At 63.7% G+C, this 20589-nt stretch carries 31 protein-coding genes, 1 pseudogene and 1 riboswitch; of the genes and pseudogenes, 16 read left to right on the forward strand and 16 right to left on the reverse strand.

Translation table 11 applies throughout. The features are described from left to right. The first annotated feature begins 23 nt into the window (after positions 1–23). From LB535_RS18780 to LB535_RS18795, 4 genes are all read left to right on the forward strand, one after another. Positions 24–911, forward strand: a complete 888-nt coding sequence (locus LB535_RS18780) for an EamA family transporter (protein WP_224633250.1) — start codon at positions 24–26, stop codon at positions 909–911. A gap of 387 nt (positions 912–1298) precedes the next feature. Next, positions 1299–1805, forward strand: a complete 507-nt coding sequence (locus LB535_RS18785) for a hypothetical protein (RefSeq protein ID WP_095770097.1) — start codon at positions 1299–1301, stop codon at positions 1803–1805. Between the two features lie 369 nt (positions 1806–2174). Next, entirely contained in the window at positions 2175–2582 is a 408-nt protein-coding gene (locus LB535_RS18790; RefSeq protein ID WP_224633251.1) for a hypothetical protein, read from the forward strand. A gap of 27 nt (positions 2583–2609) precedes the next feature. Beyond that, positions 2610–3116, forward strand: coding sequence for a hypothetical protein (locus tag LB535_RS18795; RefSeq protein WP_224633252.1), 507 nt, complete (start codon positions 2610–2612; stop codon positions 3114–3116). Positions 3117–3234: 118 nt separating this feature from the next. On the opposite strand, the gene LB535_RS18800 is transcribed toward LB535_RS18795, so the two are convergent. The 3 genes from LB535_RS18800 to LB535_RS18810 all read right to left on the reverse strand — a co-directional run bounded on the left by LB535_RS18800 (position 3235) and on the right by LB535_RS18810 (position 6105). Continuing rightward, the gene (locus tag LB535_RS18800; protein WP_224524745.1) at positions 3235–3879 is read right to left on the reverse strand and encodes a response regulator; all 645 of its coding nucleotides are present in this window, start codon (positions 3877–3879) and stop codon (positions 3235–3237) included. Further along, positions 3876–5273, reverse strand: a complete 1398-nt coding sequence (locus tag LB535_RS18805) for a sensor histidine kinase (RefSeq protein WP_224633278.1) — start codon at positions 5271–5273, stop codon at positions 3876–3878. Before LB535_RS18805 ends, LB535_RS18800 begins: the two co-directional genes overlap by 4 nt. Before the next feature lie 535 nt (positions 5274–5808). Then, positions 5809–6105 (reverse strand): hypothetical protein, encoded by a 297-nt coding sequence (locus LB535_RS18810; RefSeq protein WP_224633253.1) that lies wholly within the window; start codon positions 6103–6105, stop codon positions 5809–5811. Positions 6106–6419: 314 nt separating this feature from the next. Between LB535_RS18810 and LB535_RS18815 the strand changes: the two genes are divergently transcribed. Next, positions 6420–6635 carry a hypothetical protein gene (locus LB535_RS18815; RefSeq protein WP_224543958.1) on the forward strand — a complete coding sequence of 72 codons (216 nt, stop codon included), beginning with the start codon at positions 6420–6422 and terminating at the stop codon, positions 6633–6635. 21 nt (positions 6636–6656) lie between these two features. On the opposite strand, the gene LB535_RS18820 is transcribed toward LB535_RS18815, so the two are convergent. The 3 genes from LB535_RS18820 to LB535_RS18830 form a co-directional block, all read right to left on the reverse strand. Next, positions 6657–6812 carry a hypothetical protein gene (locus LB535_RS18820; protein ID WP_181170782.1) on the reverse strand — a complete coding sequence of 52 codons (156 nt, stop codon included), beginning with the start codon at positions 6810–6812 and terminating at the stop codon, positions 6657–6659. Positions 6813–6966: 154 nt separating this feature from the next. Continuing rightward, a complete protein-coding gene (locus LB535_RS18825) occupies positions 6967–7347 on the reverse strand; it encodes a YkvA family protein (protein WP_224633254.1) in 381 nt (126 codons plus the stop codon). A 59-nt stretch (positions 7348–7406) separates the two neighbouring features. After that, complete coding sequence (locus LB535_RS18830) at positions 7407–7589, reverse strand: hypothetical protein (RefSeq protein WP_036258067.1); 183 nt, start codon at positions 7587–7589, stop codon at positions 7407–7409. 248 nt (positions 7590–7837) lie between these two features. Between LB535_RS18830 and LB535_RS18835 the strand changes: the two genes are divergently transcribed. Beyond that, on the forward strand, positions 7838–7987 hold the full coding sequence (locus tag LB535_RS18835; RefSeq protein WP_095770090.1) for a hypothetical protein: 150 nt from the start codon (positions 7838–7840) through the stop codon (positions 7985–7987). Between the two features lie 49 nt (positions 7988–8036). On the opposite strand, the gene LB535_RS18840 is transcribed toward LB535_RS18835, so the two are convergent. After that, a complete protein-coding gene (locus LB535_RS18840; RefSeq protein ID WP_224633255.1) occupies positions 8037–8372 on the reverse strand; it encodes a hypothetical protein in 336 nt (111 codons plus the stop codon). A 304-nt stretch (positions 8373–8676) separates the two neighbouring features. Here LB535_RS18840 and LB535_RS18845 point away from each other — a divergent pair, with 304 nt between their 5' ends. The 3 genes and pseudogenes from LB535_RS18845 to LB535_RS18855 all read left to right on the forward strand — a co-directional run bounded on the left by LB535_RS18845 (position 8677) and on the right by LB535_RS18855 (position 10995). Beyond that, positions 8677–8943, forward strand: a complete 267-nt coding sequence (locus tag LB535_RS18845; protein ID WP_318012314.1) for a metal-sensing transcriptional repressor — start codon at positions 8677–8679, stop codon at positions 8941–8943. Between the two features lie 7 nt (positions 8944–8950). Continuing rightward, a complete protein-coding gene (locus tag LB535_RS18850; RefSeq protein WP_224633256.1) occupies positions 8951–10276 on the forward strand; it encodes a cation diffusion facilitator family transporter in 1326 nt (441 codons plus the stop codon). A 71-nt stretch (positions 10277–10347) separates the two neighbouring features. Further along, positions 10348–10995: pseudogene (locus LB535_RS18855) on the forward strand (dienelactone hydrolase family protein). Positions 10996–11009: 14 nt separating this feature from the next. On the opposite strand, the gene LB535_RS18860 reads toward LB535_RS18855, so the two are convergent. The 3 genes from LB535_RS18860 to LB535_RS18870 form a co-directional block, all read right to left on the reverse strand. Then, on the reverse strand, positions 11010–11489 hold the full coding sequence (locus tag LB535_RS18860; RefSeq protein ID WP_224633257.1) for a hypothetical protein: 480 nt from the start codon (positions 11487–11489) through the stop codon (positions 11010–11012). 252 nt (positions 11490–11741) lie between these two features. Then, positions 11742–12482 (reverse strand): CbtA family protein, encoded by a 741-nt coding sequence (locus LB535_RS18865; RefSeq protein WP_224633258.1) that lies wholly within the window; start codon positions 12480–12482, stop codon positions 11742–11744. A gap of 162 nt (positions 12483–12644) precedes the next feature. Beyond that, positions 12645–12854 (reverse strand): CbtB domain-containing protein, encoded by a 210-nt coding sequence (locus LB535_RS18870; protein WP_095770085.1) that lies wholly within the window; start codon positions 12852–12854, stop codon positions 12645–12647. Next, positions 12846–12995, reverse strand: a riboswitch (adenosylcobalamin (AdoCbl) riboswitch). It overlaps the preceding gene by 9 nt. Positions 12996–13078: 83 nt before the next feature. Between LB535_RS18870 and LB535_RS18875 the strand changes: the two genes are divergently transcribed. Together LB535_RS18875 and LB535_RS18880 are read left to right on the forward strand one after the other, a co-directional pair. After that, positions 13079–13651, forward strand: coding sequence for a histidine phosphatase family protein (locus LB535_RS18875; RefSeq protein WP_224633259.1), 573 nt, complete (start codon positions 13079–13081; stop codon positions 13649–13651). A gap of 151 nt (positions 13652–13802) precedes the next feature. Beyond that, positions 13803–14075, forward strand: coding sequence for a PilZ domain-containing protein (locus tag LB535_RS18880; protein ID WP_224633260.1), 273 nt, complete (start codon positions 13803–13805; stop codon positions 14073–14075). A gap of 3 nt (positions 14076–14078) precedes the next feature. On the opposite strand, the gene LB535_RS18885 is transcribed toward LB535_RS18880, so the two are convergent. Together LB535_RS18885 and LB535_RS18890 are read right to left on the reverse strand one after the other, a co-directional pair. Next, a complete protein-coding gene (locus LB535_RS18885) occupies positions 14079–14546 on the reverse strand; it encodes a methyltransferase family protein (protein WP_224633261.1) in 468 nt (155 codons plus the stop codon). A 276-nt stretch (positions 14547–14822) separates the two neighbouring features. Then, the gene (locus LB535_RS18890) at positions 14823–15338 is read right to left on the reverse strand and encodes a DUF6428 family protein (RefSeq protein ID WP_224633262.1); all 516 of its coding nucleotides are present in this window, start codon (positions 15336–15338) and stop codon (positions 14823–14825) included. A gap of 42 nt (positions 15339–15380) precedes the next feature. Here LB535_RS18890 and LB535_RS18895 point away from each other — a divergent pair, with 42 nt between their 5' ends. The 5 genes from LB535_RS18895 (at position 15381) to LB535_RS18915 (ending at position 18455) form a co-directional block, all read left to right on the forward strand. Continuing rightward, positions 15381–15731: an ArsR/SmtB family transcription factor gene (locus tag LB535_RS18895; RefSeq protein ID WP_095770080.1), complete on the forward strand. Its 351-nt coding sequence runs from the start codon at positions 15381–15383 to the stop codon at positions 15729–15731. 49 nt (positions 15732–15780) lie between these two features. Continuing rightward, complete coding sequence (locus LB535_RS18900) at positions 15781–16473, forward strand: aquaporin (protein ID WP_224633263.1); 693 nt, start codon at positions 15781–15783, stop codon at positions 16471–16473. Then, entirely contained in the window at positions 16470–16883 is a 414-nt protein-coding gene (gene arsC / locus LB535_RS18905) for an arsenate reductase (glutaredoxin) (protein ID WP_224633264.1), read from the forward strand. The genes LB535_RS18900 and arsC overlap by 4 nt, the downstream gene beginning before the upstream one ends. Further along, the gene (locus tag LB535_RS18910) at positions 16884–18071 is read left to right on the forward strand and encodes an MFS transporter (RefSeq protein ID WP_224633265.1); all 1188 of its coding nucleotides are present in this window, start codon (positions 16884–16886) and stop codon (positions 18069–18071) included. 162 nt (positions 18072–18233) lie between these two features. Next, a complete protein-coding gene (locus LB535_RS18915) occupies positions 18234–18455 on the forward strand; it encodes a hypothetical protein (protein ID WP_224633266.1) in 222 nt (73 codons plus the stop codon). 197 nt (positions 18456–18652) lie between these two features. Here the strand turns inward: LB535_RS18915 and LB535_RS18920 are convergent, their stop codons facing one another. The 4 genes from LB535_RS18920 to LB535_RS18935 all read right to left on the reverse strand — a co-directional run bounded on the left by LB535_RS18920 (position 18653) and on the right by LB535_RS18935 (position 20299). Beyond that, positions 18653–18937: a photosystem reaction center subunit H gene (locus tag LB535_RS18920; RefSeq protein WP_095770076.1), complete on the reverse strand. Its 285-nt coding sequence runs from the start codon at positions 18935–18937 to the stop codon at positions 18653–18655. A gap of 80 nt (positions 18938–19017) precedes the next feature. Beyond that, positions 19018–19431: an MAPEG family protein gene (locus LB535_RS18925; protein WP_224633267.1), complete on the reverse strand. Its 414-nt coding sequence runs from the start codon at positions 19429–19431 to the stop codon at positions 19018–19020. A gap of 68 nt (positions 19432–19499) precedes the next feature. Next, the gene (locus tag LB535_RS18930; protein ID WP_140847962.1) at positions 19500–19985 is read right to left on the reverse strand and encodes an SRPBCC family protein; all 486 of its coding nucleotides are present in this window, start codon (positions 19983–19985) and stop codon (positions 19500–19502) included. Beyond that, the gene (locus LB535_RS18935) at positions 19982–20299 is read right to left on the reverse strand and encodes an ArsR/SmtB family transcription factor (protein ID WP_224633268.1); all 318 of its coding nucleotides are present in this window, start codon (positions 20297–20299) and stop codon (positions 19982–19984) included. The genes LB535_RS18930 and LB535_RS18935 overlap by 4 nt, the downstream gene beginning before the upstream one ends. Between the last annotated feature and the right edge of the window lie 290 nt (positions 20300–20589).

Genomic DNA, 20589 nt, shown 5'->3' on the forward strand with positions numbered 1-20589 from the left:
CCGAACCAGGGATGGAGCCAGGATTGACCTCGACGCAGACCGCGAAGCCGGAAACCCATGTCGGCGCAATGCCCGTTCTGGGGCTGCTCGGCGCCATCCTGTCCGTTCAGGTCGGCGCCGCCTTTGCCAAGGGGCTGTTCCCGGTGCTGGGCTCGGAAGGTACGACCATGCTGAGGCTCGCCATCGGCGCGCTGATGCTGGCGGCGGTGCTGAGGCCCTGGAAGGTGCTGCCCTCGCGGAAAACCCTGCCTTGGCTCGCCGCCTACGGCATCACGGTCTGTGCCATGAACATGTTGTTCTACGCAGCGCTCCAGCGCATTCCGCTCGGCATCTGCGTGGCGCTCGAATTCACCGGGCCGCTGTTCGTCGCTATGCTCGGCTCCCGGCGCATGCTCGACCTCGTCTGGGTGGCGCTGGCGATAACCGGCATCGTGTTGCTCTCGCCCTTTGCCGATGCCAGAAGCGGGCTCGATCCGCTGGGGGTGGTGCTGGCGCTCGCAGCGGGCGCCTGCTGGGGGCTCTACATCATCTTCGCGCAGAAGGCCGGCGCCGAGCTCGGCGTGCGCACCTCCGCCTATGGCATGGCGATCGCCGCCGTGCTGGCGCTGCCTTTCGGCTTCAGCGCCGCTCAACCCTATCTCGCCGACCCGCACATCATGGCGGGCGCGGCCGTGGTCGGCCTGTTCTCCAGCGCGCTGCCCTTCTATCTGGAAATGCTGGTGCTGGCGCGCATGCCGGCCAAGGTCTACGGCATGCTGGTTTGCCTGGAGCCGGCGGGCGGCGCGCTGACCGGCTTCCTGTTTCTGCACGAGAAGCTCAACCTTTTGCAATGCGCGGGCGTCGCTGCCGTCATTGCTGCCGCCTTCGGCACGGCAGTCGCGGCGCGGCGGCCGGTGCCTTTGCCGGCCTGAATCCATCTTTCGGACCGGGGCAATCCCGGAAAATGCGCGAGACGGCAGGCTCGGCGCCTCGCAGCGGTAATCCATCCTGAGCTGCTTCGAAACAAGGACGTGCGATGGTTTGCCGTTTCCGTGAAACGGTGAACCGCTTCGGCACCCGCAGCTCGTTAAGGGGTTGGTTGGCTTTGGAAAAACACCCCCGTGGCGGCAACATCCGACCGCATCCGGTGGTTGAAATAAGACCTAAGTCCTATAGCAAAATTGCAATAGGTCCGAATGGACAAGACATGGGTCGTGGGCCACTTCCTTATGCACTGCTGATTGGGGATGCTTATGCTGCGATATTGCCGGTGGGGTAGTTCGGCCGACGGGCTGAAGGGCTGGCATGGGGAGAACCGAATGCGCACATCGCGCGGGGGCTGCAGGCTAGTCTTGCCAGCGCTGGCTGCGTTGGCGCTTGTCGTCGCGCCTGTCAGTCTCTCCGTCGATGGTCTCGTCGTGACCAAGGCCTATGCCGACAAAGGCGGCGGTGGTCATGGCGGCAGCGGTGGTGGAAACGGAAGCGGCGGCGGCAACAGCGGGAACGGTGGCGGCAATAGCGGCGGCAACAGTGGAAACGGCAATAGCGGCGGCAACAACGGAAACAGCAATAGCGGCAGCAACAACGGCAAGAGCAATAACGGCGCGAGCAGCAGCGCGGCAGGCACCGCGGATGTCGATAGTCATGTGAACGCCGTTACCGGCGACAAGGTCGAGGCCACCAGCAGCAGCATCCAGGTCACGCACCGCAATGGAATGAAGGAAACGATCGAGAACGGCCGGTTCAGGATGGAAGACAAGTACGGACGCACCATCGTCGACCGCAGGGCCACCATGGCCGATCTCAATCGCCTGAAGAATTTGTGAGACAGAGTTTGTGGGAGTGAGGTTTTATCCGGATTAGATCTTAAGGGACCGAAGGTCAGCGCTGCAAAATCAGGTTGCCACCTTTTGCTTCGTCTCTGCGGTCCTGATCGTCTTGCGATGGAACTTGGCTACTCACCTTGCCCCCGCCTTCGTGCGGGGGTAATTTTTTGCGCCGGCAAAGCCTGTCCGTTGCGACATTGGTCAGCTATGGCGCCCGAAATGGTCCGACGGGTGGGGGCAAGGGTCGTGGGCCGCTTTCGTCGCCCCGCCGGAATGTGAATTCTCGCCGGATCAACACACCGGTTCCGCCTCGGCATGCCGCGAGCGGAATTTCGGCATGCCGAGGCGGAACCGGAACGAGGAGAAAAGATGCAAAACCTTCCCTTCGGAAAGCTCGTCTGGTTCGCCTTGCGCGCTTCGACCGCACTGGCGCTGACCGTGGCGCCCTATCACCTGGCGCTCGACGGCGCCAAGCTGGTCCCGTCAGCGGCTTACGCAGAGGGCGAAGGTGGCGGTGGCGAAGGTGGCCATGGTGGTGGCGGCGATGGCGGCCATGACGGTGGCGGCGATGGCGGCCATGACGGTGGCGGCGACGGCGGCCATGACGGTGGTGGCGACGGCGGCGACCATGATGGCCAGGGTGGCGACCATGATGGCGATGGCGACGACCACGGCGAACATGATCATGGCGAAACCGCCGACGATCAGGGTGATGACAATGATGATCAGGGCGAAAACGACGACGGCGCCGTTGCGCCTTTGATCGCGCCCAACTAGGCCATGAAGGCGACCAGGTCATTCAGGATGGTCTGGTTTTTCCTGCGCGCTTCGAGCGCGCTGGCGCTGGTGCTTGCGCCATGGCATGTCACCTTTGGTGGCGTGCCCGGGATCGTCGCCGCCACGGCCTATGCCGGCAACGGCAATGGCAATGGAGGCGGGAACGGCGGCAATGGCAGTGGCGGCAATTCGGGTTCCGCCGGCGGCTCGAATTCCGGCAATAGTGGCGACAACGGCAACAGCAATGGCCAGGGCGACAACGGCAATAGCAATGCCGGCGCGAGCAACCCCAATGCCGGGCCGGGCAACAACAGCGGCAAGGGCAATACCAATCCCGGCGGCAAGAATAGCTACACCAATGCCGCGACCGGCGACACGCTTTCGATCGACGGCGATAAGGTCACCGTCATTCATCGCAACGGTATGAAGGAGCAGGTCCAGAACGGCCGTTTCGAGATGACGGATGCGCAAGGCCGCACCATCATCGAACGGCAGGCGACGGAGGAGGACCTGTCGCGCCTGCTGAACTTGTGAGCGTTGAGAGTTGAAGAACTGGGGAATTGAAGAACTGAAGAACTGAAGAGTCCTCTCTTATCCAGTTCCCCCGATTCCTCAATTCCTCAATTCATCAATTCTTAAATTCCCCAGTACCTTAGTGCCTTTCCCTCGCCTCATGCATCAGCAGCGCCGCCTCGGTGCGGTTGCGCACGTTGAGCTTGGCGAGCACCCTGGTCATGTGATGCTTGACCGTCTTCTCCTGCAGCGACAGCCGGGCGGCTACCTCCTTGTTGCTCAGCCCTTCGGCGACCAGTTTCAGGATCTCGGCCTCGCGGCCGGTGAGCTGACTGAGCGGATCGGGCTTGCTGCCGGTGGGCTGCAAAAGGTCGGAGAGCAGCCTGGCCGAAAGGCTCGGCGATACGTAGCTCTGGCCGTTGGCGACATCGCGCAGGATCTCGGCCAGCGCCTTGGAGCCCACGCCTTTCAGTACATAGCCGCGCGCGCCGGCCTTCAGCGCCTGGGCGACATCGGCATTGGTCTCCGATACCGTGAGCATGACGATCTTCTGTTCGGGCATCGCTGAAAGGATACTGGCGAGCGCGTTGAGACCGCCGCCTGGCATGCTGATGTCGAGCAGGAGAATATCGGGCGCGCTGGCGCGCGCCAGCCTTTCGGCGTCCTCGGCGCTGGCGCCTTCGCCGACAAGCTCGAAGCCGCCGATTTCGCCGAGGCTGCGCGCCACGCCCTCGCGAAACAGGGGGTGGTCGTCCACTATTGCGATGCGGATGGATGTGCTCACGGTTGCTCCTCGACAGACAAGGCAATCACCAGTCTTGTTCCTTCCGGGCCGGACAGCGTCTCGAACTGCCCGCCTATGCTTTCGATGCGTTCCCTGAGACCCGCAAGCCCAAGGCCCTCGCTTCGGGCCGGGTCAAAGCCGGGACCGGAATCCATCACCTCGACCAAAAGCTTGCCGCCTTTCGTCGTGGCTCTGACCTGCTGGCCCTTGCCCTTGCCATGCCGGAAGGCGTTGTTCAGGCCTTCCTGCACGAAGCGATAGACGCTTATCTTTTCCGAGGTGCCGAGTTCCGGCAAGCGCTCAGGCAGGGTTAGCAACACCTTGGTGCTGGTGCGGCGCTCATGCTCGGCTACCGCCAGCCGCAAAATGTCGGCGATGGCCTGCGCCTCGATCTGCGGCAGCACCAGCCCGTTGCAGATGCCGCGTATCTCGCGCATCGCTTCGCCGAGCGTCTTGTGTATGCCGGCGATCTCGGCTTCGCGCAGCGTGCTCGACGTGGCCGGGTCGACCAGCGCCGGGCTGTCCATCCTCAGCGCGGCAAGCGCCACCAGTTGCGCCGGTCCGTCATGCAGGTCGGCGCCGATGCGCCTCAGATACCGCTCGTTGATCGCTGTGGCGCGGCGCGAGGCGCGTTGAACGCGCTGGCGCAGCGACGAGTTCTGCGCCAGGGCCGTCTGCAATTCGGAAACCTTGGCCTCGAGCGCAGCCTGCTGCGTGACGATGGTGCGGCTGCCGCGGAAAACGATGCCGGAGAGCAGGGCGAGCGCCGCGGCGGTGGCGGCCGCCACCACCAACCACGTCCACAGCAGAGCTGAGTGGAGCGATTCCTCGAAGTCGCCGGATAATTCGTAGAATTCGCTGACCGCCACGACGTCGCCGGACCACGGCTCGCGCACCGGGTTGTAGATTTCGAGGAGCGGAACGCCCATCGACCGCTCCTTGTCGTCTTCCTCGTCCTCGAGCCTGTTGTATTTGACCATGACGTTGCCGGCGAAAGCGGCGATGAGGTTGGCGTTGGGCCTGATCTGCTTGCCGATCAGGCTGGCATCCTTGGAGTAGAGGATCGTTCCGTCGCGCCGCCACAGCTTGAACGAGACCAGCCTTTTCCCGAGCGCGCCCTGGCCCAGCGTCTCGTCCAGCGCGCGCTTGACGGTGTCGTCGAGTTCCTGGCTCTTGCGCATATCGGGCAGCAAGGGTGCGATCACGCTGTCGACATAGAGCGCGGTGGTGGCGGCGGAATTGTGCAGGACCCCGTCACGGATCTGCGATGTCACCCACAGCCCGACCACGAGCATCACCGCCAGAAGGCCGATACCGCCCGCGATCACGAACTGCCAGGCCAGCGAGAGCCCGCTCCAGATTCGTGCAGGTCGTGTTAAATACCTCCCAAACATCGGCACCATTCACCCACCCGTCCGCGACAGTATAGGTGAGGGGAGGCAATTGCGACACAGACCTTGGTCCGTGCCCGTGGGGAAGGTTAATGGTAGAGCAGGTTTGGGCGCACGCCGACGGGCGGGCTTTGATTCGCAAGCAAGAAGGCTGCTTGCTCTGCCGGGCGGCAAGGCCAGCGCCATTCCTGTTGACGGAGAAGACGCGGGCCGGCTGCCACCTGAAATCGCGGGTTCTTTTGCAATGCCGCAACCACCAATCAAGCCCCGGCTCCGGACCAACGGCATATGCCCCGCGGGATAAAGCGCCACACCGCTGATGCCTTGGCCTGGCGCGGTCTCTTCATCGATCGTTGTGGATGTAGACATATAGCGGCGACCTCTCGCGGGCGGCCCGGCTTGCAACCCGTCCATATCGGCGGGCGGGCCCTCTTTCCCGACATGAACTGCGGACGTCGCGGCAAAAATTTGCCCCCAAAAGAAGTCAGGATCAAGCTGTTGATGGGTCGAACAACCGCCGCATATACAATGGGCTTCATCACGCTGTTGGCAACGCAGTATGGACGTCGGCGAAAAAAAGCAAAAAAGAAACCAGCGGTTGTCGATTTTTGAGCTCGAGGCACTGCGGGAAGCTTTCAGGCAGTCCGTTCGCGAGAATGACGTCGCGGAAGCGGAATGGGCGCAACACGCCGAGCTTTTCGTCAAAAGAGCGCTTCAAGAAGACGGCCGTCTTACACGAGTTTGAGCGCTCGGGCGCCTGAAGCAATTCCAGGAAGGTCTGCGCGGTTTTCAGCCTTGGAATTGCGGCACCGCGGCTTCCAACCGGTCGGACCATTGCGCCGGCGCGTAGGACCTCAGCAACAATTGCGGGCGCAGCGGGAAACCGACACTCTATCCCTGCGCCGGCTCCCCCCAAGGAAACCCAAAGGTCGGCGCTTCAGCCCGGCTTGCCAGTCAAAGAGCCGTACTCTTTTACCGCCAAGGCAAGCCGGGCTACCCCAACCGCCGGTCCGGCACTTTCCGCTCGTTTGTCGCATCGGTAGCAGCGTTGCGCGGTGCCGCCAGCCTGGCCCCACGGGTCATTGCAATGCGCAGAGGGTCATCCGCTTTCGCGGAACGAAAAGGGGAGTCGGCGCGTTTTCCGCCGCGATGTCGAGGACTCCTCACCATCACAAGGCCGAAAGCCCTTTTCAGGCTTCCGAGGCGGAGCGCCTGGCGCGTGCGCAAAAGAATGCCAGGCTGAAGGATCTTCGCACCCACGCTTCATGGCTCGTGCTCGATCCGCAGGCTCACTTCCAGGAGGTGATCGACTGTTCGGCATTGCTCGGCGACCTGCCGATCCGAAAGGTCGCCGGCGACGGTTAGGAATTCCGTGCCTTTCAGGCTTCAGGCGGGCTGTAGCCGGGCGGCGTCCTGTCGGGATATCTCGATCAGTCGCGCGATCGCCAATGGCGCCATCAGCGCAAAGAACGCCGTGACATCGAGGAGGATCGACCGCGCCAGATCGAACCCGCTGTGGTCGTAGCAAACTGCGAATTGCATCACGCCTGGCCCTTTTTGACCTGCACACTGCGCATGTGGCTTCGCGCGCGCCAAAAGCATGAGCCTGATTTACAACAAATACAAGATGTCGCTAATCTAAAGATGGCCGCGACAGGCCGATGCAATCGAGGCCGTCTGGTCGGGCCCCAAGCATTCAGGCCGGCTTTGGCCAGAACAGCCAAGTGAGCGCCAGCGCCGCCAGTACCCAGAGCGCGATCATGAAGGCGAGCCCGGCCTTGCTCACCGGCTTCTCGCGTCGCACCGCCTCTTCGCGGAATTCCTGCATCAAATCGGCCGAGACCAGCTTGACCGCGAGCATGATGCCGACAGGTACGATCACCAAGTCGTCCAGGTAGCCGATGATGGGGATGAAGTCCGGGATAAGGTCGACGGGGCTCAGCGCATAGGCCGCAACCGCACCCGCGGTGGCTTTTGCATACCAGGGGACACGCGGATCGCGGGCCGCAATCCACAGCGCCACCACATCGCGCTTGATCCCTCGCGCCCATTGCTTTGCCGAGTCGATAGCCGACATGCGCCTATTCTATAGCTGTGCGGGTCTTGAGGCCATTCAGCGATGGCCGGCTCGGCCCCTCAGGCGCAATCCTTGAGTTCGACAACCTCTACGCCGAGGCGGAAGGCCTGGCCATCGGCATAGGAGCGCGCATATTGCTCGGCTTCGAATGGAAAGATGAGCGTTGTGCCGTAGGCGGTGACGCGCACCGTCCACTTCTGGCCCCTGACGAGTTCAACGCCGTGAAGCTTCGCCGTAACCATCTCACCCTCCTCAGATCCGGCACTTCAGCGACATCCGCATAACGTCGCGAAAGTCATTTGAATACAAATAATCCGACTCAATCGTGTCGTTACGGTGTCGCTTCCGACATTGGGTCGTTTGCGTCCGTGAAATGGTTCACCGACAGCAGCGCTTTTTTGCCGGCGGGCCGCGACCGGGCGGCATGGCCCTGCTCGGAACCGCGAAGGCCTCAGGCGGATTAGAGTCCTGGTTCACAAGGAGACCCGCCATGATCCGCAAGCTGAAATCTGGTGAATACCGGCTCTATTCGCGCAAAGTCGATCCCAGAACCGGCAAGCGCCGCAACCTGGGCACCTTCAAGTCCCGCGAAGCGGCAGAAAAGCACGAACGCGAGGTGCAGTATTTCAAGCGTCACTAAGGCAGTCCACCGCTTCACGGCGAGGAGGATCGCGCCGCAGCCATCGGTTTTACCCGTGTGGTCTCGGCGGGGTGCGCGGGCGAGGGTGGCCGGGCACGTTCGAGCCGATATGGTCGAGGTCGCAACGCCTCGTCACCATTTCGACCGAGTTGGTGTCGATCGTCACGCGTCCCAGCACCTGCACGGTCGTGCGTCCGAGATCCTCGTCGACATGCACGACGTCGCCTTCGAGTCTAAGCTTGTCGCCTGGCTTGGCATTGGGCTCGGCCATCGAATAATTATGACCATCGCCGTCGAGCTTCAGCATCACGCGGTCCTTGATGCGCTCGATCACGGTGGCGATGACAGCCACCCGGTCGCCTATCTCCACTGCGGGCCGTGTCATTGCGGCCTCCTTTCGCGCGGTCTCTGGCCGCCAGAGCCGCCTGGCCCCACGGTAGGTGGCGGCAGCCGCTAAAATAAACGGCAAACCAAGCATTTGGTTGCCCCGGGGGGCTGCCGCTCGCCGCAGCCGGTTGATCACATGAAATCGGGATTTCGCGGCAGAGACTGCCCCGCGGGCCGAGGACCTGCTGCGTCGGCGAGCATCTGCTAGCGGGCACGTTCGGCTGGGCGGCGAGTCCAGCCCTGCCGCGGGCTAGCCTCGAGAGTTCGAGGCGTATTGGCAATATCCTACCCAGGGGGATAGGATGTTTGCCATGACGATACACAGCTCCCATCCCGATATCATCGCCCGGCTCAAGCGAGCGCATGGCCATCTCGCCGCCGTGCTCACCATGTTCGAGCAGGGTCGGTCCTGTCTTGACCTCGCGCAACAGCTCCACGCCGTCGAAAGCGCGGTCGGCAATGCCAAGCGCGAGCTGATCCACGACCATATGGAGCATTGCCTTGTCGAAGGCGGCGAACCGACCAGGGACACGCTCAAAGAGCTGAAGCAGCTCACCAAATATCTATGAGGCGGCGATGTGGGAAAAAGCGCTCGACTGGTTCGGCTTCGGTGCGCACGGACATCATGGCGGCCACGGCCACGACCACCATGGGCCGCATGGCCATACTCATGGCGTGATCGACGGGACTATCGCCACCACAGACCGCGGCATCTGGGCGATCAAGTGGTCGTTCGTGATCCTCGCGGTCACGGCCGCGCTGCAGATCGTCGTCGTGATGCTCTCGGGCAGCGTGGCCCTGCTTGCCGACACCATCCACAACGTCGCCGACGCGACCACCGCCATCCCGCTTTGGATCGCTTTTGTGCTCGTGCGCCGCAAACCGACCAGGACCTTCACCTACGGCCTCGGCCGGGTCGAGGATCTCGCTGGCATCATCATCGTGCTCATCATCCTGGCCAGCGCGCTGGTGGCCGGATACGAGGCGATCAATCGCCTGTTCAACCCGCAGCCGGTGCATTTCCTTGGCTGGTTGGCCGTCGCCGGCATCATCGGTTTCCTCGGCAATGAAGCGGTGGCGGTTTTTCGCATCCGCGTCGGTCGCCAGATCAACAGCGCGGCGCTGGTTGCCGACGGCTATCACGCCCGCACCGACGGCCTCACCAGCCTTGCCGTCGTTGCCGGCGCGGCCGGCGTCTGGCTCGGCCTTCCGCTCGCCGATCCGATCATCGGCCTGCTCATCACCGTCACCATTTTCGCTATCGTCTGGCAATCGGCGCGCTCGGTGCTGACCCGCATGCTGGACGGCGTCGAGCCCGGCCTCGTTGACCAGATTCACCATGCTGCCGACCATGTCGCCGGGATCGAAAAGGTAGCCGACGTCAAGGCCCGTTGGCTCGGCCACAAGCTGCATGTCGACGTTACGATCGCGGTCAATGACGGCCTGTTGCTTGCCGCCGCGAACAACATCGCCGCATCGCTCAAGGCCGAGCTCTTCGCGCACATCCCGGCGCTCGACGTCGCCACGGTGCACTTTGCCGAGTTGGAGACGGAGGCCGGCCACCATCATGCGCCGGATCCGTTCCTTGTCGACGGCAAGCTAGCCAGCGGGCTGCTCGAAATCGTCGACACGCCGCAGGGCGAGCGCATGCGGCTGCGCCTGTCGCGTCACGCCGAGGGCCTGCGGGCGAACGTCGCTATTGAAAGGGCGGACGGTGCGGTCGAAAGCCTGCCGCTGTCTCCGGTCGGCGGCGACCATCATTATCTGCAGAGCCTGGTCGCGCCGACCGAACCGCATGAATTCAGCGCCAGGCTGCAACTGGCGGCCGGTCCCGACACCGAGGATCTGCCCTTCGCCATGGCCGAACCGAAAGGCCACCATCACGAGCGCGCGCATGGATGATGTGACGGCGAAGGCTTCGGAAAGGGCATGGCTGGTGGTGGGGATTCGATAAGCCGGATAAAAGACGATCATTGCCCGAGCTCAACGCGATCGGCCAGGCGACGCCGAAGGGACAGCGGATGGCTGCTATTGTACTCTTTCACTCGGCGCTCGGCCTTCGGGCGGTGGAGCATCAAGCTGCTGAGCGCATGCGAAGCGCGGGGTACGATGTTGTGGTGCCGGACCTCTACGCAGGGCTGACTGCGGCATCGGTCGACGACGGGCTTGACTTGATGAGCAATGTTGGGTGAGAAACCATCTGCGACCGCGCCAGGGTGGCGCTCCTCCAGACTTCTCCAGACGCGGTGCTCGCTGGCCATTCCATGGGAGCTGGCGTGATCAGTGCCGTTTGGTCAGAACGAGTCGCTGCCGCCGGCATTGTGCTGCTGCATGGCCTTGCTGATATTCCCAGCAATGTTCGCCGACACATCCCGGTCGCGGTCCACGTCGCCGACCCAGATGCATTTGCTCAGCCGGAACAAGTTGCCGACTGGTCGGCGTCGGCGAAGCGCTGCCACGTCAGGGCAGAAATTTTCACCTATCCGGGGATCGGCCATTTCTACACCGATCAAGCGCTGCCGGATTACGATGCGTCCGCAGCCGAGCTGACATGGTTGCGCGTTCAGGCTTTCCTGAAAACGATCACACGCAAGACCGGGAGCGGTTCGGTGATTCCGTGAAACGCTGAACCGTTCTAAGCAGCGCCGGCTCGCGGAGCGGGTGAACGGAAAATCGACCATGCGGCGGCGCCGAGCGCCGCCACCATAGCGAGGATCACCGCAAGGCTCGGCAAGTGGAAGAAGATGTCGCGCCAGCGTGGCTCGACGACCGCGCCGGTGCTGAAGGCCTCGCCGCTGTACTGGCACAGGATCCACGACGCGCCGCTACGCACCATCTCGGCATCGATGTCCGAGATCAGCGTCTTCGCCTCGCGCCCGGCCGCGGGCATCATCGCCATATGGGCGAGCAGCGCCTTGGCGGTGGCGAGATAGGCGTGGCTGCATTCGTTGAACGGGCTTTCCTCGTCGCCGAGGCTGCCCGGCATCAGGCCCCAGAGGCAATAAGTGAATTGCAGATTGCCGTGATTGTAGAGCCGCCGGAAGGTCGGGTCGGTCGCGGTCTGGCGCTGGGCGAGGTCGAGGATCTCGCCGCGATAGCGCGCGATGACGGCCATCTGGCCGTGGGTCAGGCTGGGGATCTGGATGCCGGGAGGAGGCTGGGCCGAGGATCCGCCATGCGCCTGCGCGGATGTGGCGGCCAGAAATGCGAGCAGCGCCGCAACCGAGCAATTCCAGGAAAAGTGTGCGGCGGTTTTCCGTCCGGAATTGCGAGAAAAGGAAAGACCAAAGTGGCTCTGCGGTCGTACCGACCGTTGAGCCGCTTTGGCCGCCAGGGCGCAGAACCGTGGCGGCCAACGCATCGGATTTCAGGCGTAGCGGCGTGCCGGGCTGCGCTGGTCGCGCACCGCGACCACGCGTTCGGCAACCGCGCCGAAGCCGAGCCCGACGACGGTCCACAGCACCAGCTGGATGCCGAGCGAGGCGACGCGGAATTGCCACAGCACGGTCGCCGAGAAGTTCTCCGGCACTTCGTTGATGTCGGGCAGCGCCGCCTTCACCAGCGCGAAGACGACGAGGAAGGCGAGGCCCGCGACGATCGAGGCGTTCCAGGCGCCGAGCCGGTTCCACAGCCGCTGCGCCAGGCCGACCGCCGCCACCATCGCCGCGATCGAGACGACAATCATGATGAAGAACAGCTCGGTGCGGTAGCCGATCGTTTCGGCATTGCCGACTGCGGGCGGGCTGGCCGGGTATTTGAGGCCGGGGACCACGATCACGGCCAGGAAGCCGAGTGCCGCGATCAGCGCCGAGGTGCCGCGCGGACCGAGCGAGCCCAGACGGCCATGGGCATAGGCGAAGACCAGCGAGAACAGCCCGCCAAGGGCGGCGCCATAGACCAGCACGCCGGTTGCCAGGCCGATGCCGGCTTGCGTGGCGCGGCTGACCATCTCGGGCTCCGGCGCCTCGCCGGCGGCCGGGGCCTGCTGTTCCTCGAAGGCGATCGCCTTGTCGACCTGCGGCTCGCCATAGACGCGGGCGAAGGCGAACGCCAGAATCCCGGCGACCAGCCCGACAAGCATGCCGCGCAGCAAAAGTTTTCCAACCATGTCACCAATCCCTCCAAGCAATTCCAGGAAAAGTGCGTAGCGGTTTTCCGTCCGGAATTGCGTTAAGCCAACCAAGCAATTCCAGGAAAAGTGCGCAGCGGTTTTCCGTCCGGAATTGCGTTGGATCAGAATCGAAAGCGGGTTCAGCGATGCTGAACCGCTTTAGTGGCAGGGGAAGCCGAGCAGGTGGCGGCCGTCATGCACGAATTCGTGCACATAGGTGCCGCGAATCAGCGAGGTGGCGCCTTCTTCCGCGCCGACGAAATAGATCGCCAGCATCAAAAGCAGCCCGCCGAGGATGGCCCAGGGCAGAAGCTCGCGGACCGGAATCGCAACCGGGCCGTAGCTGGGGGCGAAGGTGGTGTCGGACATATTGACCTCCCTTGGGATACTGCGTCCCGTTGATCGAGTGCTGCGGAATAAGGCCTGACTTTCGGCTGGTGCCGATCACAGTGGCGCGACCGTGCCGGACTCGCACCGGCTTCCAATCCCGTATAGCATTAAGACACTTGTCAGTACTTCGTTCGCCTGTCAACGACATGTAATGGCGGCACGGCTTCGTGAGGCCTGTTTTTCGCTGTGCCACGGAGTTTTTCATGCTTGTCCGCCTGACGATGATCGCAAGCGGAGCGACGCCCGGGATGCGCAAGGGCCGCTTTCCGAACGATGAGCCGCCGGAGCCGCGCGCCCTCGATCGCGCCGGCGCGCTGGCCGCTTCGCTGCGTCGCGCCGACCGTATCTGGACAAGCCCGGCGCTGGCCGCGCGGCGGACGGCGGAGGCGCTCGGCCTTGACGCGACGGTCGAGCCGCTGCTTGCCGAGCAGGATTTCGCGCGCTGGGCCGGCAAAGGTTTCGAAGAGGTGCAGGCCGAGGATCCCGAAGGTATGGCGGCCTGGTTCGCCGGTACAGACGCGGCGCCCCATGGCGGTGAATCGCTCGCCGACGTCGCCCGGCGGGGTGCTGCGCTGATGGAGCGGCTGGCCGGCGAAAGCGGTCACACCGTCGCGGTGACGCATGCCATGCCGATCCGCGCCGCCATGGCGCATGTGCTCGGCGCGCCGCTTTCCTCGGTCTGGAAGATCGACATCGAGCCGCTGTCGCTCACCGAGTTCCGCAGCGACGGCCGCCGCTGGGTGCTGCGCGCGAGCGGCGTCACTGTCGCCGGCTGAACGGTCAGGCGTGAACGCTCCATCCGTGGACCCGGCCGGCATATCAAGCCGGCACACCACTGTTTCAGTGATCGCTAACGGAACGGAAACGCCTCGCTGCTATCGTGCTGCCCCATGGCGAGGAGAGCCTTGCCTGAGGAGCCCGCCGGATATGGCCAATTTTCCCGAGATCGAACGCCGTCTTCATGCGCGCGAATTCGTGCTCAAGGAAGCCACGATCATCGCCGCCGGCGTCAGGACCGGCTGCTCGGTCAGAAATCAGCACGAGCAGGGCGCGGAATTGCGCGTCGGTGCCAATGTGGAGATTCCGGACCGCTTTCTGCTCGAGGTCCCGGCCGACGATACGGCCTATCGCGCTTTGGTGCGGTGGCGGCGCAACGACCGCGTCGGCGTGGCGCTCTACAGCAACGCGCCAAAGGACTGATGCTCAAAAATAGCGGCGCACGCTCGCCCTGTAGGCGCGGTAGGGTTCGCCGAACTTGCGTTCCAGATAGGCCTCCTCGCGCAGCACCACGCCGTAATGCAGGATGGGGAAGCTCGCGATGGTCGCGATGACGGCCCACCAGCTGTCAAAGAGCAGCCCGATTCCGAGAAGCAGTCCCATCAAGCCGACATAGAGCGGGTTGCGGGTGAAGCCGAACGGGCCGCCGGTGATGATCGCGGTGGTCGGCAGCGTTGGGTTCACATTGGTGCCGCCGCGCAACATCGTCGAGCGTCCCCAGGCGATGATCGCAACCGCCAGTGCTGCCAGCACTATGCCGAGCACGATGGTCAGCGGGCGGCCGCCGATCGCCAGCGGCCAGACATAGCGCAGCGCCAGCATCGCGATCAGCGCCACGAGAAAGAGCAGCGGCGGAAACACCGCCACGCCCGGATTGTCCGCTTTGTCATCCATAGCCATCTTCATCGACCAGGCGCCATTGCCGCCACTATGCACGGACGCGCGTCATCCAGCAATTCGTGATCCTGCCTAGGCGATGTGCAGCCCGGCATATCGGGAACACAACCATGGCGCGCGCGTTCACTATCGCCGATTGACAGGGATTTGCGCGGATGAGCAAGACAGCCGTTTGGGTGGCGCTGATCGCCATCGTTCTCGTGGGCCTCTATTTGTTGCAGGCCAATGGCATGATCCGGTTCTGATCAGGGCGGCGCGTCGCCATTAGCGGGCTCAACAGCAGCGACTCCCTCCGCACCCACTCGCTGCCTTCTGTTCTTCCAGCCAGCGGTCCCGCGGCTTGCAGCTTGACGGCCGTGGCGACAGCTCGACCTCAACCGTCCCGCCAACAAGGCTCGGCTGGGCTGCCCGGTGCAATTCCATCGGGCGAACGCCGTCGCTGACCTCGAAGGTCAGCTTCGCCGCCTGATCGAGAGAGACATGGTCCGAAACCTTGCGGATGATCGCGGCGAACTTGCCGGCTGGCATATGGACCGGTCCGCCTTCGTCCACGTCCCACAGCTGGACGAATATCTCCGACCACGATTCCGGATTTGCTTCGCAATCCAGCGCCGCGAACTGTCCAGCCTTCACCTCGGTGACATGGTACCCTGGCTTTACCGGCCGCCCGCCGTAGCGGAAAACCAGCGGCTTGTCCTTGTAATCGGCCAGCGCCGCCAGCAGATCGCCGATGGTCAGGTCGGAGGGGTCCATAGGAGCGATGTTTTTCCGATTGTCAGAAGAGAGCATGTCGGCTATTCCTCATTTCAATATTTCAAGGATTGTTGAAACGTGGATGAACGTCAAGCCCTGACCGCCTTTGGCGCGCTGTCGCAGGAAACACGGCTGCGCCTGCTGCGGCTGCTGGTCGTTGCCGGCCCGGAAGGCATTGCCGCCGGCTCGCTCGCCGAGCAGGTCGAGGTCTCGCCGTCCAATGTCAGCTTCCACCTCAAGGAACTTGAGCGCGCCGGTCTCGTGACCGCGCGGCGTGATGCCCGCTCGATCGTCTACAGTGCCGAGTTCGATGCGCTGTCCGGATTGATCCGCTTCCTGATGGAGGATTGCTGCTCGGGCCGGCCGGAAATCTGCGCGCCGGCGCTTGCGGCATCTTGCTGCCAGCCGGGCGAGGAGAGCCGGCAATGACCGTCACGCCCGCTACCCAACTCCCCATTGTCCAATCCAGGGTCGACCGATGAACACTTTCGATCTGCCGCGCCGGTTCGCGGCTGAAGCCCTCGGCACCGGTCTGCTGGTGGCGACCGTCGTTGGCTCCGGCATCATGGCCAAGACGCTGACGCATGACACCGCGCTGGCGCTGCTTGGCAACACGCTAGCAACCGGCGCCATGCTGGTGGTGTTGGTCACCGTGCTCGGGCCGATCTCCGGCGCGCATCTCAATCCGGCCGTTTCGCTGGTGTTTTGTCTCAACCGGTCGCTGCCTGCTCGCGATCTCCCTGCCTATCTTTTCGCGCAGGTCGTCGGTGGAATCGCCGGCACGATCGCCGCGCATCTCATGTTTGCCCTACCGGGGCTGGAGGTCGCGACGAAACTGCGTGCCGGGCCGGCGCAATGGTTCTCGGAAGTGGTCGCGACATTCGGCCTTGTCGCCGTCATTCTCGCTGGCCTCCGCTTCGAGGGGCGGGCCGTGCCGTGGCTGGTCGGGCTCTATATCACAGCGGCCTATTGGTTCACGGCATCCACTTCCTTCGCCAATCCCGCCGTCGCCGTGGCGCGCTCACTCACCAACACTTTTTCCGGCATCAGGCCGCTCGATCTGCCCGGCTTCGTCGTCGCCGAATTGCTCGGTGCCCTGATCGCGCTCGCGTTGATGGGCTGGCTGCTGCGGCCCGCGGCCATTCCACAACCCTTGAAAGCAGAGCCATGACGGTCACGATCTATCACAACCCCGACTGCGGCACCTCCCGCAACACGCTCGCCATGATCCGCGCCAGCGGCGAAGACCCTGTCGTGATCGAATACCTCAAGACGCCGCCGCGCCGCGAAAGGCTGCTCGAACTGATCGCCGCGATGAGGATTTCTGCGCGCGAGTTGTTGCGGGAGAAGGGCACGCCTTACGCCGATCTCGGCCTCGCCGATCCGAAATGGAGCGACGATGAGCTGATCGATTTCATGCTCGCCCATCCGATCCTCATCAACCGGCCCATCGTCGAGACTCCGAAAGGGACAAAACTGTGCCGGCCGTCGGAAGCGGTGCTGCCGCTGCTCGACAATCCGGTGCGGGAGTTCGTCAAGGAGGGTGGCGAGAAGGTCGCCTATCCACCAGGGCAAGCCTGATTGGAAGCCACCGCGCCCATCGCACACAACCGCCGCGTCCTCGTTACGGCTCTTGGCATCACGCAGATTCTCGCCTGGGGATCATCCTACTACCTGCCCGCGGTGCTTGCCGCGCCGATTGCTAGGGATACCGGCTGGTCGTTCGCCTCGGTCGTTGCCGGGCTATCCTGCGGGCTCCTGCTTGCCGGGCTGGTGTCCCCCGTCACCGGGCGGCTGATCCAGCGCCACGGTGGACGGCCGGTGCTTGCCGCCAGCTCGTTGCTGCTGGCGGCCGCGCATTCGCTGTTGGCGACGGCGACCGACTATCCTCTTTATCTGGCTGCATGGCTGCTCATGGGCTTGGGCATGTCGAGCGGCCTCTACGATGCCGGCTTCGCCACACTCGGCCGCCTCTATGGACAGAGCGCGCGCGGCGCCATCACCAACCTGACGCTTTTCGGCGGCTTTGCCAGCACCGTCTGCTGGCCGATCAGCGCCTTCCTTGTCGAGCATGGCGGCTGGCGCACCGCCTGCCTTGCCTATGCCGCGATCCATTTGGCAATCTGCTTGCCGCTCCATCTGTGGATGATACCGTCGCCTCCGGCCGCCGCGCCTGTGCCGGTCAAAGACAGGTCGAAAGAGGCATCGGCCACCGGCAGAGCGCGGGCGCGCTTCATTCTGCTGGCCTCCATTCAGACCTTGGCCGCACTGGTCGCGTCCATGCTCTCCGTCCATCTGCTGACGCTGCTGCAATTGCGCGGCGCGAGCCTGGCAGCCGCCGTCGGACTTGGCGCGCTGGTCGGCCCTTCACAAGTCGGCGCTAGGGTGGCGGAGCTGCTGATCGGCCGCAACCGGCACCATCCGATCTGGACGATGCTGACATCCGTAACGCTGCTTGCCGCCGGAATCTGGCTGCTGCTGACGAGCCAGACTTTTGTTGCTCTCGCCTTGATCCTTTATGGCGCGGGTAACGGCATCCATACGATCGCGCGCGGCGCGCTGCCGCTGGTGCTGTTCGACCCGCAGCAATACGCGGTGCTGATGGGCAAGCTCGCGACGCCCAGCCTCATCGTCCAGGCGGCGGCTCCGTCTGTTGGAGCGCTGCTTCTTGGCACGGGCGGCGCCAATTTTATCCTGGCCACGCTGGCGCTCGCCGCCACGGTCAATGTGGTGCTCTGCGCCTGTCTCATAGCGGCGGTGCGCCGATAGCTTCGTGTCACGGCCTTGCAGGCCCGGCCGAACTTTACATTTTTGTAAATTGCCCTCGGCGATTAATTCGCGATACGGCTCCCCGGCGGTTCGGCGCGGCTATCCGCGTGACGGGCACTTCCGGATGAATGGGCCGAGCCGAATTCAACTTGGGAGAACGCTATGATTCGCAAAGTTCTGGTTACAGTTTCGGTTGTTTCGCTTTTCAGCATGCCGGCATTTGCGGCCACGCAGTATTGGGTGGCAAAGGACGCCACCCCCAAGAAATGCTCGGTGGTTTCCACGAAGCCGGACGGCAAGAAACTGACCGATGCCGGGACGAAGGCTTACACGTCCCAGGCCAATGCCGAAAAGGCGCTGAAGATGCTGAAAGACTGCAAGTAAATTTGCTGTCCTGAAATTTGCGCCCGCTTCGGCATGCCGGGGCGGGCTTTTTTCTTCGCCGGGACTGCCTTCGGGAAACGGCGTGGGGCGAACCGCCGGCCAGGGCGGCACCGCCTCTTATTATTTGTCGACCGCCGGCGTCTCGTTGAGCACGGCGGCCAGATGCAGGCCTCCGAGCGCGAGCTGCTCGAAGCGCTTCAGTCGCGATGCTCCGGCATCGCCTTGAGCTGATCCTTCGTCCAGCTGGTGACTGCATGCACGTCGCCGTCCTCGTCGCGCATGAAATCGAGCTGGCTGGCAGTGACAGCCACCGGCTTGGCGCCGATGCCGAGAAAGCCGCCGACATCAATGACGACTTGGCTGCCGTGCAGGTGGTCGACCGAGCCGATCTTCTCGTCATCCGGGCCGTAGATGGTGGCGCCTTCGAGGATGTCGGGCGTCAGCTCGGCACTGGTCAGTCTTACGTGGCTGGTGTGGTCCATGGCGCATCTCCTGTGGTTGTACAGGATGAACCTCTGATCGGGGCGAGGGTTCCGCCGACGGAGCGAAAAGCGAGCGCTGCTCAGCGAAGCGCAGCCCATCCCGTCACGAGGATGAGGACAAGCGTGACGAGCGCGCCCGAGACATAGAGAATCGTCCTGACGCTGCCGCCCTTGGCGGCGTTGCCGCCGCGCAGGTAGATCGCCATGTGCATGAGGCGTATCGCCAGATGGATCCACACGAGCACGGCCAGCGTCACGGGTCCGACACCGGCCATCATCGCCAACACAGCGGATACAACAAAGGGCGCGAGCGCTTCGACCGAGTTCATGTGGACGCGGTCGATCCGGTAGAGCGGATTATTGTCGTCCGCCGGGATGACCGGACCCGCAAGCTTGCCCGCAAATCCCTTGGACGAGCCGGAATAGATCGCCAGCGCCACCGACAGGAGACAGAGCGCAAGCACGCCAAGAATGCTCAACCAATAGGATTCCATGGCCTGCTCTTCTCCTCATCGCTGTGGCTATGTCGGCCGCGGCTGTCCGCCGATGCCGGCCGCTGCCGTCAGGCAGCCCGGGAAAAAAGCGCCTGGAACCGCTGCAGGTAGAGCGGCCAGCCCTGATCGCCGTCGACCCCGCTGCGCACGCCTTCCCAGCCTTGGCCATGCCGTTCGATATGGCGGTGCTCGATTTCGACCCGGGTCCGATTTTCCGCCTCGGCCGTGAAGCGGACCTCCCACTCGCTCGTCCTGGCGAGGTCGGTTTCGATCTGCCAGCGCGGGCTGATGTCCCAGCTCAGAAGCAGCCGGTCGGGCGGATCGTAGGCCAGCACGCGGGCGAAGCGGCACTCTGAGCCGTCGACGCCACGGTCGTAGACATGGCCGCCGACACGCGGCTCGAAGATCGTTTCCGCGATCGGCACGGCAAGCAGATTGTGCTCGCGTGGCTTGAAGCTGCCGAAATCCTCGGTGAACACCTTGAAGGCGCGCGCGATCGGCGCCTCGACGACGACGGAATGCCTTACGGGAGCAGGTGCCGGTTGCTTGATCATGTCTCGTCCTTTGTCGGTCGCTCGACGGTCAGCTTGTAGGCCGCGAGCGTCTTCACCCAGAACTGGTCGATCTCCGCGCGAAACGCCGCGAGCCCGTCCGGATCGATCCGGTAAATGCGCTCCTTGCCGGAGCGCGTATCAGCCACCAGCCCGGCATCCTTGAGCACCTTCAGATGCTGCGAGACCGCCGGCCTCGTGACCGGCAACAGATTGGCGAGCCCGCTGACCGAACTGGGTCGGTGGACCAGCAGTTCGAAGATCGTGCGTCGCGTCTGATCGCCGAGCGCAGTCCAGTATTTCGCGTTAGTGGCCACTAACGCGAAAATTAGGACGGTGCGTCTGACCTGTCAACCCGGATGGAGAGTGCCACCTGTGGCCGGTCCGATTGGCTGGCCAACCGCCTCTTGGTGCAAGATTTTCCGTTCATTTCCGTGAAATCAGCGCAAACGCCGGGGATTGGTGGAGGCCGCCCCAACCTGGTCATTCTATGGCGGAGCAAGGAGCGAAGCGACGCGCGTAGACCCTGGAATCCTGTGTGTTGGTTCTGGTGTATGGTTGAAGTGGGAAGGAGACCGAATGAATCCTGGTCGTCCTTTCGGACAGG

Source organism: Mesorhizobium sp. CA10, from assembly GCF_020165285.1.
Classification (GTDB): Bacteria; Pseudomonadota; Alphaproteobacteria; order Rhizobiales; family Rhizobiaceae; genus Mesorhizobium.

Coding starts and splice junctions, on each gene's coding strand:
- LB535_RS18885 (WP_224633261.1), bottom strand. CDS start 14,546: ATGGATGACAAAGCGGACAATCCGGGCGTGGCGGTGTTTCCGCCGCTG.
- LB535_RS18830 (WP_036258067.1), bottom strand. CDS start 7,589: ATGGTTACGGCGAAGCTTCACGGCGTTGAACTCGTCAGGGGCCAGAAG.
- LB535_RS18860 (WP_224633257.1), bottom strand. CDS start 11,489: ATGGCCGTCATCGCGCGCTATCGCGGCGAGATCCTCGACCTCGCCCAG.
- LB535_RS18890 (WP_224633262.1), bottom strand. CDS start 15,338: ATGCTCTCTTCTGACAATCGGAAAAACATCGCTCCTATGGACCCCTCC.
- LB535_RS18835 (WP_095770090.1), top strand. CDS start 7,838: ATGATCCGCAAGCTGAAATCTGGTGAATACCGGCTCTATTCGCGCAAA.
- LB535_RS18845 (WP_318012314.1), top strand. CDS start 8,677: ATGTTTGCCATGACGATACACAGCTCCCATCCCGATATCATCGCCCGG.
- LB535_RS18920 (WP_095770076.1), bottom strand. CDS start 18,937: ATGGACCACACCAGCCACGTAAGACTGACCAGTGCCGAGCTGACGCCC.
- arsC (WP_224633264.1), top strand. CDS start 16,470: ATGACGGTCACGATCTATCACAACCCCGACTGCGGCACCTCCCGCAAC.
- LB535_RS18810 (WP_224633253.1), bottom strand. CDS start 6,105: ATGGTCCGACCGGTTGGAAGCCGCGGTGCCGCAATTCCAAGGCTGAAA.
- LB535_RS18795 (WP_224633252.1), top strand. CDS start 2,610: ATGGTCTGGTTTTTCCTGCGCGCTTCGAGCGCGCTGGCGCTGGTGCTT.
- LB535_RS18840 (WP_224633255.1), bottom strand. CDS start 8,372: ATGACACGGCCCGCAGTGGAGATAGGCGACCGGGTGGCTGTCATCGCC.
- LB535_RS18925 (WP_224633267.1), bottom strand. CDS start 19,431: ATGGAATCCTATTGGTTGAGCATTCTTGGCGTGCTTGCGCTCTGTCTC.
- LB535_RS18880 (WP_224633260.1), top strand. CDS start 13,803: ATGGCCAATTTTCCCGAGATCGAACGCCGTCTTCATGCGCGCGAATTC.
- LB535_RS18870 (WP_095770085.1), bottom strand. CDS start 12,854: ATGTCCGACACCACCTTCGCCCCCAGCTACGGCCCGGTTGCGATTCCG.
- LB535_RS18900 (WP_224633263.1), top strand. CDS start 15,781: ATGAACACTTTCGATCTGCCGCGCCGGTTCGCGGCTGAAGCCCTCGGC.
- LB535_RS18915 (WP_224633266.1), top strand. CDS start 18,234: ATGATTCGCAAAGTTCTGGTTACAGTTTCGGTTGTTTCGCTTTTCAGC.
- LB535_RS18930 (WP_140847962.1), bottom strand. CDS start 19,985: ATGATCAAGCAACCGGCACCTGCTCCCGTAAGGCATTCCGTCGTCGTC.
- LB535_RS18865 (WP_224633258.1), bottom strand. CDS start 12,482: ATGGTTGGAAAACTTTTGCTGCGCGGCATGCTTGTCGGGCTGGTCGCC.
- LB535_RS18825 (WP_224633254.1), bottom strand. CDS start 7,347: ATGTCGGCTATCGACTCGGCAAAGCAATGGGCGCGAGGGATCAAGCGC.
- LB535_RS18850 (WP_224633256.1), top strand. CDS start 8,951: ATGTGGGAAAAAGCGCTCGACTGGTTCGGCTTCGGTGCGCACGGACAT.
- LB535_RS18815 (WP_224543958.1), top strand. CDS start 6,420: ATGTCGAGGACTCCTCACCATCACAAGGCCGAAAGCCCTTTTCAGGCT.
- LB535_RS18790 (WP_224633251.1), top strand. CDS start 2,175: ATGCAAAACCTTCCCTTCGGAAAGCTCGTCTGGTTCGCCTTGCGCGCT.
- LB535_RS18785 (WP_095770097.1), top strand. CDS start 1,299: ATGCGCACATCGCGCGGGGGCTGCAGGCTAGTCTTGCCAGCGCTGGCT.
- LB535_RS18820 (WP_181170782.1), bottom strand. CDS start 6,812: ATGCAATTCGCAGTTTGCTACGACCACAGCGGGTTCGATCTGGCGCGG.
- LB535_RS18875 (WP_224633259.1), top strand. CDS start 13,079: ATGCTTGTCCGCCTGACGATGATCGCAAGCGGAGCGACGCCCGGGATG.
- LB535_RS18805 (WP_224633278.1), bottom strand. CDS start 5,273: ATGTTTGGGAGGTATTTAACACGACCTGCACGAATCTGGAGCGGGCTC.